This is a genomic window from Pelomonas baiyunensis, from assembly GCF_043555935.1.
GTDB classification, from domain to species: domain Bacteria; phylum Pseudomonadota; class Gammaproteobacteria; order Burkholderiales; family Burkholderiaceae_C; genus Pelomonas; species Pelomonas baiyunensis.
In genome coordinates, this window is record NZ_JBIGIB010000001.1 from 1,009,066 (window position 1) to 1,022,036 (window position 12,971).

General features: G+C 64.3%; 8 protein-coding genes and 6 tRNA genes. 13 read left to right on the forward strand and 1 reads right to left on the reverse strand.

Annotated elements, in window-relative coordinates:
- The first annotated feature begins 22 nt into the window (after positions 1-22).
- The 12 genes from ACG01O_RS04520 to ACG01O_RS04575 all read left to right on the forward strand — a co-directional run bounded on the left by ACG01O_RS04520 (position 23) and on the right by ACG01O_RS04575 (position 11,197).
- Entirely contained in the window at positions 23-1,147 is a 1,125-nt protein-coding gene (locus ACG01O_RS04520) for an efflux RND transporter periplasmic adaptor subunit (protein ID WP_394381777.1), read from the forward strand.
- 11 nt (positions 1,148-1,158) lie between these two features.
- Complete coding sequence (locus ACG01O_RS04525; protein WP_394381779.1) at positions 1,159-4,347, forward strand: efflux RND transporter permease subunit; 3,189 nt, start codon at positions 1,159-1,161, stop codon at positions 4,345-4,347.
- Positions 4,348-4,476: 129 nt separating this feature from the next.
- A tRNA-Leu gene (locus ACG01O_RS04530) sits at positions 4,477-4,563 on the forward strand.
- 32 nt (positions 4,564-4,595) lie between these two features.
- The gene (gene tig / locus ACG01O_RS04535; protein WP_394381781.1) at positions 4,596-5,909 is read left to right on the forward strand and encodes a trigger factor; all 1,314 of its coding nucleotides are present in this window, start codon (positions 4,596-4,598) and stop codon (positions 5,907-5,909) included.
- Positions 5,910-6,021: 112 nt separating this feature from the next.
- Positions 6,022-6,630 (forward strand): ATP-dependent Clp endopeptidase proteolytic subunit ClpP, encoded by a 609-nt coding sequence (gene clpP, locus ACG01O_RS04540; RefSeq protein ID WP_394381783.1) that lies wholly within the window; start codon positions 6,022-6,024, stop codon positions 6,628-6,630.
- 124 nt (positions 6,631-6,754) lie between these two features.
- Positions 6,755-8,026: an ATP-dependent Clp protease ATP-binding subunit ClpX gene (gene clpX / locus ACG01O_RS04545; RefSeq protein ID WP_394381785.1), complete on the forward strand. Its 1,272-nt coding sequence runs from the start codon at positions 6,755-6,757 to the stop codon at positions 8,024-8,026.
- Between the two features lie 68 nt (positions 8,027-8,094).
- Complete coding sequence (lon, locus tag ACG01O_RS04550) at positions 8,095-10,509, forward strand: endopeptidase La (protein ID WP_394381787.1); 2,415 nt, start codon at positions 8,095-8,097, stop codon at positions 10,507-10,509.
- A gap of 93 nt (positions 10,510-10,602) precedes the next feature.
- Positions 10,603-10,678: transfer RNA gene (locus ACG01O_RS04555), tRNA-Gly, on the forward strand.
- 75 nt (positions 10,679-10,753) lie between these two features.
- Positions 10,754-10,827, forward strand: a tRNA-Cys gene (locus ACG01O_RS04560).
- An 11-nt stretch (positions 10,828-10,838) separates the two neighbouring features.
- Positions 10,839-10,914: transfer RNA gene (locus ACG01O_RS04565), tRNA-Gly, on the forward strand.
- A gap of 51 nt (positions 10,915-10,965) precedes the next feature.
- A tRNA-Gly gene (locus ACG01O_RS04570) sits at positions 10,966-11,041 on the forward strand.
- A 68-nt stretch (positions 11,042-11,109) separates the two neighbouring features.
- Positions 11,110-11,197 (forward strand) — tRNA-Leu (locus tag ACG01O_RS04575).
- A gap of 17 nt (positions 11,198-11,214) precedes the next feature.
- On the opposite strand, the gene murI is transcribed toward ACG01O_RS04575, so the two are convergent.
- The gene (murI, locus tag ACG01O_RS04580) at positions 11,215-12,027 is read right to left on the reverse strand and encodes a glutamate racemase (protein WP_394381789.1); all 813 of its coding nucleotides are present in this window, start codon (positions 12,025-12,027) and stop codon (positions 11,215-11,217) included.
- Positions 12,028-12,198: 171 nt separating this feature from the next.
- On the opposite strand from murI, the gene ACG01O_RS04585 reads away from it, so the two are divergent.
- Positions 12,199-12,954 carry an electron transfer flavoprotein subunit beta/FixA family protein gene (locus tag ACG01O_RS04585; protein ID WP_394381791.1) on the forward strand — a complete coding sequence of 252 codons (756 nt, stop codon included), beginning with the start codon at positions 12,199-12,201 and terminating at the stop codon, positions 12,952-12,954.
- Positions 12,955-12,971 lie beyond the last annotated feature (17 nt).

Below are 12,971 nucleotides of genomic sequence, written 5' to 3' on the forward strand. Positions count from 1 at the left end.
ATCCCTTCCTGCCGAGGTCTGCATGTCTCATTTTTTGCGTCTCGCGTCGCCCCTGCTGCTGGCGGCCCTGCTTTCAGCCTGTGGAAAGCAGCCTGCCGCGCCGGAGCCCGAGCGCGCGGTGCGGACGCAGGTGGTTCAGGCCGGTGCGTCTGCGGCGGTGCATGAGTATGCGGCCGAGGTGCGGGCGCGGGTGGAGTCGCGGTTGTCGTTCCGCGTCGGCGGCAAGCTGCTGGCGCGCCAGGTGAACCTGGGTGACAGCGTGAAGGCCGGTCAGTTGCTGGCGCGCCTGGATGCGCAAGACCTCAAGCTGGCCGAAGCCGCCGCCAGCGCGGCTGTGGCGGCTGCGCGCACCAACCGCGATCAAGCGGGGCAAGACTACAAACGCTTCGTGGACCTGCAGCGCCAGGGCTTCATCAGCGCGGCCGAACTGGAGCGCCGCGACTCGGCCTTCAAGGCCGCGCAAGCCCAGTTGGAGCAGGCCAAGGCGCAGGCCGATGTGCAAGGCAATCAAGCCGGCTACGCGCAGTTGCTGGCCGATGCGGCGGGTGTGGTGACGGCCGTGACGGCTGAGCCGGGGCAGGTGCTTGCGGCGGGCACGCCGGTGGTGACCGTGGCGTTGGACGGCCCGCGTGACGTGCTGTTCTCGGTGCCGGAAGACCAGATCGCCCGCGTGCGGGCGGCAGCAGGGCGCCCCGGGGCGTTGAAGATCAAGCTCTGGGGCAGCGAACAGGCCTACCCGCTGACCTTGCGTGAGGTGGCCGCGGCAGCGGACCCCGTCACGCGCACCTTCCAGGTGAAGGCCGATGCCGGCAAGCTGGATGTGAAGCCCGGCCAGTCGGGCACCGTGCTGCTGGAGTTGCCGCAGTTGCCTGGCGTCATCAAGCTGCCTTTGGCTGCGGTGTTGCAGCAGGGCGGCAAGACTTCGGTGTGGGTGCTGGATGGCCGGGCCATGACCGTGCAGCCCGTGCCGGTGCAGGTGGCCGGCGCGGATGGCAACGATGTGCTGGTGGCCGGCGGCCTCTCGGCAGGCGCTGAGGTGGTGGTGGCCGGGGTGCACGTGCTCACGCCGGGCCAGAAGGTCAAGCGCTACGTGCCGCCGCGTTCGGCTGCGGCCGTGCAGCCCGCGGCCCCGGTGGTCTCACGCTGAGCGAGGCACGCATGACGTCGCCCCTGACCCAAGAGCCCCGCGTCGGCGGGTTCAACGTCTCACGCTGGGCGCTGGAGCACCCGGCGCTGACGCGCTACCTGATGGTGGTGCTGATGCTGATGGGCTTTGCCGCCTACTTTCAGCTCGGCCAGGACGAAGACCCGCCCTTCACCTTCCGCGCCATGGTCATCCAGGCCTTCTGGCCCGGTGCCACGGCGCAGCAGATGGCCGACCAGGTCACCGACAAGATCGAGAAAACGCTGCAGGAAGTGAATCACGCGGACAAGATCCGCTCGTACACCAAGCCGGGCGAGTCGCTCACGGTCTTCCAGGTGAAGGACAACACGCCGCCCAAGGAAGTGGCGGACCTCTGGTACCAGACCCGCAAGAAGATCAACGACATGCGCTCCACGCTGCCGCAAGGCGTGCTCGGGCCCGTGTTCAACGACGAATTCGGCGACGTCTACGGCTCCATCTACGCCTTGTCGGCCGACGGCTTCAGCCGTGAGGAACTGCGCGAGCACGCCGACCGCGTGCGTCAGGCGCTGTTGCAGGTGAAGGACGTGGCCAAGGTCGAAATCTTCGGTGTGCAGCCCGAGAAGCTGTTCGTCGAGGTGTCGCAAAAGCGCCTGGCCCAGTTGGGCCTGGACTTCAGCCAGGTCATCGCCCAGATCGGCGCTCAGAACGCGGTGGAAGGCGCGGGCGTGCTCAACGCCGGCAGCGCCAATTTCCAGATTCGCGTGCAAGGGCAATTCACCAGCGCGCAGGCGCTGGGCGAGGTGCCGATCCGCATCGTGAACCCGCAAAGCGGGGTGGCCAGCCAGATGCGTTTGGCCGACATCGCCGAAATCAAGCGCGCCTACGTCGACCCGCCGACCACCAAGGTGCGGCACCAGGGCAAGGAAGTGCTGGCATTGGGCGTGTCCATGGCCAAGGGGGGCGACATCATTGCCATGGGCAAGGCCCTGTCCACGGCGCTCAAGGCCATCGAGCGTGAACTGCCGGCCGGTGTGCAACTGGAGCAGATTCAGGATCAGCCCAAGGCCGTGACCACCTCCGTGGGTGAGTTCGTGCACGTGCTGATCGAGGCCGTGGTGATCGTGCTGGCGGTCAGCTTCGTGTCGTTGGGCCTGCACATGCGCCCGGGCTTCAAGTTCACCATCGACGTCTGGCCGGGCTTGGTCGTGGCCATCACGATTCCGCTCGTGCTGGCGATCACTTTCGTCACCATGTTCTATTGGGGCGTGGGCCTGCACAAGATCTCGCTGGGCTCGCTGATCATCGCGCTGGGCCTGCTGGTGGACGACGCCATCATTGCCGTCGAGATGATGGTGCGCAAGCTCGAAGAGGGCTACGACAAGATGCACGCGGCGACCTATGCCTACGACGTCACCGCCATGCCCATGCTGACCGGCACGCTCATCACCGCGGTGGGCTTCCTGCCCATCGGGCTGGCGAAGTCGACGGTGGGGGAGTACACCTTCGCCATCTTTGCTGTGACGGCCGCGTCGTTGATCATTTCCTGGGTTGTGTCGGTGTACTTCGTGCCCTACCTTGGCGCGTTGCTGCTGAAGGCCAAGCCTGCGCACGGCGAGGCGCACGAACTGTTCGACACCCCGTTCTACAACCGCTTCCGCGCCGTGGTGCGCTGGTGCGTGGAGAACCGCTGGAAGACCATCGGCATCACCTTGTTCGTGTTCGCGCTGGGCATCGCTGGCATGGGGCGCGTGCAGCAGCAGTTCTTCCCGGACTCCAGCCGGCCAGAGGTGCTGGTGGACCTGTGGTTGCCCGAGGGCTCCACGATCCAGGAGACCGACGCCCTGGCGCGCCGGTTTGAAGCGCGCATGCTCAAGGAGCCGGGCATCGGCACGGTCACCACGTGGGTCGGGTCGGGCGTGCCGCGCTTTTACCTGCCGCTGGACCAGATCTTTCCGCAGGCCAACGTCACCCAAGCCATCTTGGTGCCCAAGAGCTTGGCCGAACGCGAGGAACTGCGCACGCGGCTGCCCGCATTGCTGGCCGAGGAGTTCCCGGAGGCGCGCGGCCGCGTGAAGTTGCTGCCCAACGGCCCGCCGGTGCCGTATCCGGTGCAGTTCCGCGTGAGCGGGGCCGACCCGAAGGTGGTGCGCGCCTGGGCCGACAAGGCCAAGGAGATCCTGCGTGCCAGCCCGAACATGCGCGGCGTCAACGACAACTGGAACGAAAACGTCAAGACCTTGCGCTTGAACGTTGACCAGGACAAGGCCCGCGCGCTGGGGGTGTCCAGCCAGGCCTTGGCGCAATCCGCGCGCACCATGTTGTCGGGCACCGTCATCGGCCAGTACCGCGAGGCCGACAAGCTGATCGACATCGTGCTGCGCCAGCCGGCCGATGAGCGCTCGGTCATCACCGACATGGCCAACGCCTACGTGCCGTCCACCACCGGCCGCGCGATTCCGCTCACGCAAATCGCCAAGGTCGATTTCGACTGGGAGCCGGGCGTGATGTGGCGAGAGGGCCGCGCCTACGCCGTGACCGTGCAAGGCGATGTGGCCGAAGGGCTGCAGGGCGCGACCGTGACCAAGGAGGTCTGGCCCAAGCTCGATGAGTTGCAAAAGCAGATGCCCACGGGCTACCGCATCGACATCGCTGGCGCCGTGGAAGAAAGCAGCAAGGGTCAAGGCTCGATCGCCGCGGGCGTGCCCATCATGCTGTTCATCACCTTCACGCTGCTGATGCTGCAGCTGCACAGCTTCAGCCGGGCGATGTTGGTCTTCCTGACCGGGCCGCTGGGCATTGCCGGTGTCGCCATGGCCTTGCTGCTGCTGAACCGCCCGTTTGGCTTCGTGGCACTGCTGGGCGTGATCGCGCTGATGGGCATGATCATGCGCAACTCGGTCATCTTGATCGACCAGATCGAGCAAGACCGGGCCCGTGGCGTGCCCGATTGGTCGGCCATCGTGGAGTCTGCGGTGCGGCGTTTCCGCCCCATCGTGCTCACGGCCGCAGCGGCCGTGCTGGCCATGATCCCGCTGTCGCGCAGCGTGTTCTGGGGGCCGATGGCGGTGGCCATCATGGGGGGCTTGATCGTGGCCACCGTGCTGACGCTGCTGGCCCTGCCGGCCATGTACGCCGCGTGGTTCCGCGTGACCCGCCCGGCCGAAGAAGAGCAGACCCGCCTGCAAAGCCAGTGGCCTGACACCACCGCCGAGCAAGCCTGATTCATCAGGGTTTCCTCCGCCCAGCGATCGCGCACCGGCCGGTGCGCGCGACCTCGCTACAATCGCCGGTTTGCCGAATCGCCTACGGGGTTGCTGCTGATCTGATTTGCAGCAACCCAAGCAAGACCCGCGCGGGTGGCGAAATTGGTAGACGCACCAGGTTTAGGTCCTGACGCCTTCACGGGCGTGCCGGTTCGAGTCCGGCCCCGCGCACCACCTCTGTCCCTTCAACTGTTCCCGAGTCCATCATGGCCGTCACCGTCGAAACCCTCGAAAAGCTGGAACGCCGCATCACCCTGCACGTGGCGGCCACTGAGATCAACAGCGAAGTCGAAGCCCGCCTCAAGAAGCTGGCTCGCACCGTCAAGGCCGACGGCTTCCGCCCCGGCAAGGTGCCGATGAACGTCGTCGCCCAGCGCTACGGCTACTCGGTGCAATACGAAGTCGTGAACGACAAGCTCGGTCAAGCCTTCGCCGCCGCCGCCAACGAAGCGCAACTGCGCGTGGCCGGCATGCCCCGCATCGAGCAGAAGAACGAAGCGCCCGAAGGCCAAATGGCTTTTGACGCGACGTTCGAGGTCTACCCTGAAGTCAAGATTGGTGATCTTGCTGCCGCCGACGTTGAGCGCGTGACCAGCGAAGTGACCGACGAAGCCATCGACAAGACTGTCGAAATCCTGCGCAAGCAGCGTCGCAGCTTCGCCCAGCGCGCGGCCGCTGACGTCGCCCAGGCTGGCGACCGCGTCACCATCGACTTCGAAGGCAAGATCGACGGCGAGCCCTTCGCCGGCGGCAAGGCCGAAGGCTTCCAGTTCCTGATCGGCGAAGGCCAGATGCTGGAGCAGTTCGACGCCGCCGTGCGCGGCATGAAGGCTGGCGAAAGCAAGACCTTCCCGCTGCAGTTCCCTGAGGACTACCACGGCAAGGACGTGGCCGGCAAGGAAGCCGACTTCCTGGTCACGGTCAAGAAGATCGAAGCCCAACATCTGCCTGAAGTGAACGAGGCGTTCGCCAAGTCCCTGGGCATCAAGGACGCTTCGGTGGACGGCCTGCGCGCCGACATCAAGAAGAACCTCGAGCGTGAAGTGAAGTTCCGCGTGCTGGCTCGTAACAAGGGTGCCGTGATGGACGCTTTGGTGGCCGCCTCTGAACTGGACGTGCCCAACGCCCTGGTGCAAGGCGAAGCCGAGCGCATGGTCGGCCAGGCCCGCGAAGACCTGAAGAAGCGTGGCGTGAAGGATGCCGACAAGGCCGAAATCCCCGCCGACATCTTCAAGCCCCAAGCCGAGCGCCGCGTGCGCCTGGGCCTGGTGGTGGCCGAACTGGTGCGTGCCAACAACCTGCAAGCCAAGCCGGCCCAGCTGCAAGCGCACATCGAAGAGCTGTCGCAGAGCTACGAGAAGCCCGCTGAAGTCATGCGTTGGTACCTGACGGACCGTGAGCGCATGGCCGAAGTCGAAGCCGTGGTCGTTGAGAACAACGTCACGGAATTTGTGCTGGCCACTGCCAAGGTGACCGACAAGGCGCTGCCGTTCGACGAGCTGATGGCTCAGGGCAACTGAAAGCCCTTCGCATGACGAAGGCGCCGCGCCGCAAGGCCCGGCGCCTTTTTACTTGCGTGGCCATAATCAGCCCCCATAACCGTTGCAGCTGAATTAGTTTTCAAGGATCTGAATGAGCGCTCTGGACACCCGCAATCTCGGCCTCGTGCCCATGGTCATCGAACAGTCGGGCCGTGGCGAGCGCGCCTACGACATCTACTCGCGCCTCCTGCGTGAGCGCATCGTGTTCCTGGTGGGCCCTGTCAACGATGCCGTCGCCAACCTCGTGGTGGCGCAACTGCTGTTCCTGGAAAGCGAAAACCCGGACAAGGAGATTTCGCTCTACATCAACAGCCCCGGTGGCAGCGTGTCGGCGGGCATGTCGATCTTCGACACCATGAACTTCATCAAGCCCGAGGTGTCGACCTTGTGCATGGGCATGGCGGCCAGCATGGGTGCCTTCCTGTTGTCGGCCGGTGCCAAGGGCAAGCGCTTCTCGCTGCCGAACGCCAAGGTCATGATCCACCAGCCGCTCGGTGGCGCCCAGGGTCAGGCCACGGACATCGAGATCCACGCCCGTGAAATCCTGAAGACGCGTGACACGCTCAATCGCATCCTCGCCGAGCGCACGGGTCAACCGCTGGACAAAATCCAGGCAGACACCGAACGCGACTACTTCATGTCGGCGGCGGAGGCCCAGGGCTACGGTCTGATCGACCAGGTGCTGGAACACCGTCCTTGACGTGATCGGCCCCTCGAAAGGGGCGGAAGACGCTGCGATTTCGGGGCCCTTATCCCCGTAGGGGCCCCGAGATCGTTTGGACTATCATCATCCGAGGCATTTCGCCTCTTCTTCGAGCAGTTCCATGGCCGATAAAAAAGGCAACTCCAGCGAGAAAGTTCTTTACTGCTCCTTCTGCGGCAAGAGCCAGCACGAGGTCAAGAAGCTCATCGCCGGACCGTCCGTCTTCATCTGCGACGAGTGCATCGAGCTGTGCAATGACATCGTCCGCGATGAAGTTCCCGCCCCGGCGCCGGCCGCGCGCGCGGGCAAGTCAGACCTGCCCGTTCCCAGCGAAATCAAGGCGAGCCTGGACCAATACGTGATCGGTCAGGACGTGGCCAAGCGCACGCTGGCGGTGGCCGTCTATAACCATTACAAGCGGCTGCGCCACATGAGCACGGCCAAGGATTCGGTCGAGCTCTCCAAGAGCAACATCTTGCTGATCGGCCCCACGGGCTCGGGCAAGACCTTGTTGGCGCAGACACTCGCGCGCCTGTTGAATGTGCCTTTCGTCATCGCCGACGCCACCACGCTGACCGAAGCCGGCTACGTGGGCGAGGACGTCGAAAACATCATTCAAAAGCTGCTGCAGAACTGCAACTACGACGTGGAACGCGCGCAGCGCGGCATCGTCTACATCGACGAAATCGACAAGATTTCCCGCAAGGCCGACAACCCGTCCATCACGCGCGACGTGTCGGGTGAGGGCGTGCAGCAGGCGTTGCTGAAGCTGGTTGAAGGCACGATGGCTTCGGTTCCCCCGCAGGGCGGGCGCAAGCATCCCAACCAAGACTTCCTGCAGATCGACACCACCAACATCCTCTTCATTTGCGGCGGTGCTTTCGATGGCCTGGAAAAGGTCATCCAAAACCGCAGCGAGAAGTCGGGCATCGGCTTTGGCGCGACGGTCAAGAGCAAGAGCGAAAAGCGGGTGTCGGAAGTCTTCCGCGAGTGCGAGCCCGAGGACATCATCAAGTTCGGCCTGATTCCCGAACTCGTCGGCCGCCTGCCGGTGGTGGCCACGCTGGGTGAACTGACGGAAGATGCGCTGATTCAGATCCTGACGGAACCCAAGAACGCGCTGGTCAAGCAGTACCAGCAGCTCTTCCAGATGGACGGTGTGGATCTCGAGATCCGCAAGCCGGCGCTGGCTGCGATCGCGCGCAAGGCCTTGGCGCGCAAGACTGGCGCTCGCGGCCTGCGGTCCATCATGGAGCAGGCACTGATCGACACCATGTTCGAACTGCCCGCCCTGGAAGGCGTGGAGAAGGTGGTGCTCGACGAGCACAACATCGAGGACGCCTCGGCGCGTCCTCTGCTGGTTTACCGCGAGCAAGCCAAGGCCAGCGCCTGAACGCGCGCATCCCACTGCTTGCAATCGCCCCCTCAGGCCGCACATCGGCTTGAGAAAGAGAGGTCTTCATGTCCGGACATCCCATCCTCCCCGCCGACCCCATCACGCTGCCGCTGCTGCCGCTGCGTGATGTGGTCGTGTTCCCGCACATGGTCATCCCGCTGTTCGTCGGGCGCCCCAAGTCCATCAAGGCCCTGGAAGCCGCGATGGAAGCCGGCCGCCAGATCATGCTGGTCGCGCAAAAGGCCGCCGGCAAGGACGAGCCCAAGCCCGAAGACATGTTCGAGGTCGGCTGCGTTTCCAGCATCCTGCAGATGCTGAAGCTGCCTGACGGCACCGTGAAGGTGCTGGTCGAGGGCCTTCAGCGCGCCACGACGCAATCCATCACCGAGCCGGGTGAGCACTTCGTGGCCGAAGTGACCCCCATCCCGCCGGAGACCGAGCACGCGCCCGAAGTCGAAGCCTTGCGCCGTGCCGTGACGCAGCAGTTCGACCAGTACGTCAAGCTCAACAAGAAGATCCCGCCCGAGATCCTCACGTCCATCGGCGGCATCGACGACCCGGGTCGTTTGGCCGACACCATCGCCGCGCATCTGCCGCTCAAGCTCGACGCCAAGCAGGCCGTGCTTGACTTGGCCGACGTCGCCAAGCGCCTGGAAAAATTGCTCGACCTGCTCGAGCACGAAGTCGACATCCTGCAAGTCGAAAAGCGCATCCGTGGCCGCGTCAAGCGCCAGATGGAGAAGAGCCAGCGCGAGTACTACCTTAACGAGCAGGTCAAGGCCATCCAGAAGGAGCTCGGTGACGGCGAAGACGGCGCCGACATGGAGGAACTCGAGAAGAAGATCCTCGCCGCCAAGATGCCCAAGGAGGCGCGCAAGAAGGCCGACGCCGAGCTCAAGAAGCTCAAGCTGATGTCGCCCATGTCCGCCGAGGCGACCGTGGTGCGCAACTACATCGACACGTTGGTCAACCTGCCCTGGAGCAAAAAGACCAAGATCAAGCACGACCTCAAGAACGCCGAGGACGTGCTGAACGAAGACCATTACGGCCTCGAGAAGGTCAAGGACCGCATCCTTGAGTACCTCGCGGTGCAACAGCGCGTCGACAAGGTCAAGGCGCCCATCCTGTGCCTGGTCGGCCCTCCGGGCGTCGGCAAGACCTCGCTCGGCCAGAGCGTTGCGCGCGCCACGGGCCGCAAGTTCGTCCGCATGGCGCTGGGCGGCGTGCGCGACGAAGCCGAGATCCGCGGTCACCGTCGCACCTACATCGGCTCCATGCCGGGCAAGGTGCTTCAGTCGCTGACCAAGGTCGGCACGCGCAACCCGCTGTTCCTGCTCGACGAGATCGACAAGCTGGGCATGGACTTCCGTGGCGACCCGTCGTCGGCGCTGCTGGAGGTGCTGGACCCCGAGCAGAACCACACCTTCGGTGACCATTACATCGAGGTCGACTTCGACCTGTCCGATGTCATGTTCGTCGCCACCTCGAACTCGATGAACATCCCGCCCGCGCTGCTGGACCGGATGGAAGTAATCCGCCTGTCGGGCTACACCGAGGACGAGAAGGTCAACATCGCGCAAACGTACCTGCTGCCCAAGCAACGCAAGAACAACGGCGTGCTGGACGAGGAGATGGAGGTCGCCGAATCCGCCATCCGCGGCGTGATTCGCTACTACACACGTGAAGCGGGCGTGCGTTCGCTGGAGCGCGAAATGTCCAAGATCTGCCGCAAGGTGGTGAAGGGCATCCAGCTCAAGACGTACGAGGGCAAGGTCACCGTTACGGAGGACAACCTCCACGACTTCCTCGGCGTTCGCAAGTACGACTTCGGCCGTGCCGAGAAGAAGAATCAGGTTGGTCAGGTGGTCGGCCTCGCGTGGACCGAAGTGGGCGGCGATCTGCTGACCATCGAAGCCACCGCGATGCCGGGCAAGGGCAACATCATCCGCACCGGTTCGCTGGGCGATGTGATGAAGGAGTCCGTGGAAGCGGCTCGCACCGTCGTGCGTTCGCGCGCTCGTCGCCTGGGTATCAAGGACGAGGTCTTCGAGAAGCGTGACGTGCACGTCCACGTGCCCGATGGCGCCACGCCCAAGGACGGCCCGAGCGCGGGTGCCGCGATGACGACGGCTTTCGTGTCCGCGCTGACCGGCATCCCGGTCCGTGCAGACGTGGCAATGACCGGCGAAATCACGCTGCGCGGTGAAGTCACCGCCATCGGTGGCCTGAAGGAAAAGCTGCTCGCAGCCCACCGCGGCGGCATCAAGACCGTGATGATTCCGGAAGAGAACGTCAAGGACCTGCAGGACATTCCGGAGAACGTGAAGAACCAACTCGAGATCGTGCCGGTGCGCTGGATCGAGCGTGTGCTGGAGGTGGCGCTGGAGACCCTGCCGACGCCGCTGCCCGAGGAAGAAGTGCCGGTGGCCGCGGCCACTGCAGGCGATGCAGCGGCCAAGGGCAGCGTCGTTCCGCACTGATTTTTTAAAAAGTCTTGCGGAGCCCTGAATTTCTGGATTAGAATTTCAGCTTCGCTAGGAACGCAGCAGACGCAGCGTGACAAGCGAAACAAAGCGGGATTAGCTCAGTTGGTAGAGCGATACCTTGCCAAGGTATAGGTCGAGAGTTCGAGCCTCTTATCCCGCTCCAGTTTCTTCCGAAAGGGAAGCCCAGGCTTCCCTTTTTCGTCGGGGTCGCACCAACGATTCCGATTGGGTTTACGGCGGCGCGGTAGCAAAGCGGTTATGCCCCGGATTGCAAATCCGGTTAGTCCGGTTCGACTCCGGACCGCGCCTCCAAAAGACACCATGCGGGTGTAGCTCAGTTGGTAGAGCGCAACCTTGCCAAGGTTGAGGTCACGAGTTCGAGCCTCGTTACCCGCTCCAGTCAAAGTCGGTCGCACCGACGTTTTGCCCCGGCAGGCAAAGCAAAAATGCGCGGGTGTAGCTCAGTTGGTAGAGCGCAACCTTGCCAAGGTTGAGGTCACGAGTTCGAGCCTCGTTACCCGCTCCAAATCACGGGAGATTCGATTCGTCGAGTCTCCCGTTTTTCTTTTCTGGCGCTCAGATAATGCGTGGCGCGCGCGGGTGGCGAAATCGGTAAACGCAGCGGACTTAAAATCCGCCGCCCTCAACAGGCGTACGGGTTCAAGTCCCGTCCCGCGCACCAAGCCTGCTGAAGCCGCCTCAGGCGCGCTCGGTGTCAGCGTGCCAAGCGTGAACCGGCGTGTCTTGCCAGCCCAGCACGTGTGAAATCCAGCGTTGCAGTGCCGCCGGATCGCCGCTGGTCTCGATTTGCATCCTCGGGGCCGCCGGAGTTGGTTCGGCCCACAGGTCACAGGCGCGCCGCGCCACGGCCACCTCGATGCGCACCACGCGCACATCTGGGCCCATGGCGGCTTCCCAGAGGGGCTGGATCAGCGGGTAGTGCGTGCAACCCAGCAGCACGGTGTCGACGCGCCGCATCCGCAGCGGTTCGCAGTAGCGGTCGACCAGGGCGCTCAGGCGCGGGCTGTCCAAGTCGCCCGCCTCAATGCAGTCCACCACGCCAGCACAGCCTTGCACCACGAACTCTGACGTGCCGCCGTGGCGCGCGATCAATGCACGCAGTCGGTCACTTCCGGCGGTTGACGGGGTTGCCAGAAGCCCGATGCGCCCGTTGCGGGTCAACGCGACGGCGGGTTTGATGCCTGGCTCGGTGCCGACGAACTGCACCTGCGGCCACTGGGCGCGGAGGTCATCGATGGCATGAGCCGTTGCCGTGTTGCAGGCGATCACGACCATGCGAGCGCCCTGGGCCAGCAAATGAGCCGTGATGGCCCTGCTACGCGCGCGAATCTCCTCGGGCGTGCGCGTGCCGTAGGGGGCGTAGGCGGCATCGGCCAGATAGTGCAGCGCGCTGTGGGGCAGCAAGGAGCGCAGTTCGCGCAACACGGTCAGGCCGCCGACGCCGGAGTCGAACACGCCGATTGAAGGGGACTCGAACGGTGCAATGGACATGGGCGGCGCAGTCTAGCCCCGCAATTTGAGTGGGCTCTCCAAAAAGACTTCACGCGGCGCGGACGGTGGTCTGGCTAGAATCGAACGATCGTGCTTTTTTATGCGCGACTCCCGCGCGGAGCGCCCGTAGAATCTGGTTAACGTTTACGTCAATTCGAGCTGGAGTTTTCGATGAAGGTCTTGGTCCCTGTCAAACGCGTCGTGGACTACAACGTCAAGGTGCGCGTCAAGAGCGACGGTACGGGCGTCGACATCGCCAACGTCAAGATGTCCATGAACCCTTTCGACGAAATCGCCGTCGAAGAGGCTGTTCGCCTGAAGGAAAAAGGCGCGGTCACTGAAGTGATCGCGGTGTCGTGCGGCGTCACGCAGTGCCAGGAAACCCTGCGCACCGCGATGGCCATCGGTGCCGACCGCGCCATCCTGGTGGAAACCGCAGCCGACGTCGAACTGCAGCCGCTGGCCGTGGCCAAGCTGCTCAAGGCGCTGGTGGACAAGGAAGGCCCGAGCCTGGTCATCCTGGGCAAGCAGGCCATCGACGACGACTGCAACCAAACCGGCCAGATGCTGGCCGCGCTGACCGGCATGCCGCAGGGCACGTTCGCCTCCAAGGTGGAAGTGGCCGGCGACAAGGTCAACGTGACCCGTGAAGTGGACGGCGGCCTCGAGACCGTGGCGTTGAGCCTGCCGGCGGTCGTGACCACCGACCTGCGCTTGAACGAGCCGCGTTACGTGACGCTGCCCAACATCATGAAGGCCAAGAAGAAGCAGCTCGACATCGTCAAGCCGGCGGATCTGGGTGTGGACGTGACCCCGCGCATCAAGACCCTGAAGGTCAGCGAGCCGCCCAAGCGCGGCGCGGGCGTGAAGGTGGCCGATGTGGCGACGCTCGTCACCAAGCTGAAGACCGAAGCCAAGGTCATCTAACGCAAAGAATCTGGAGA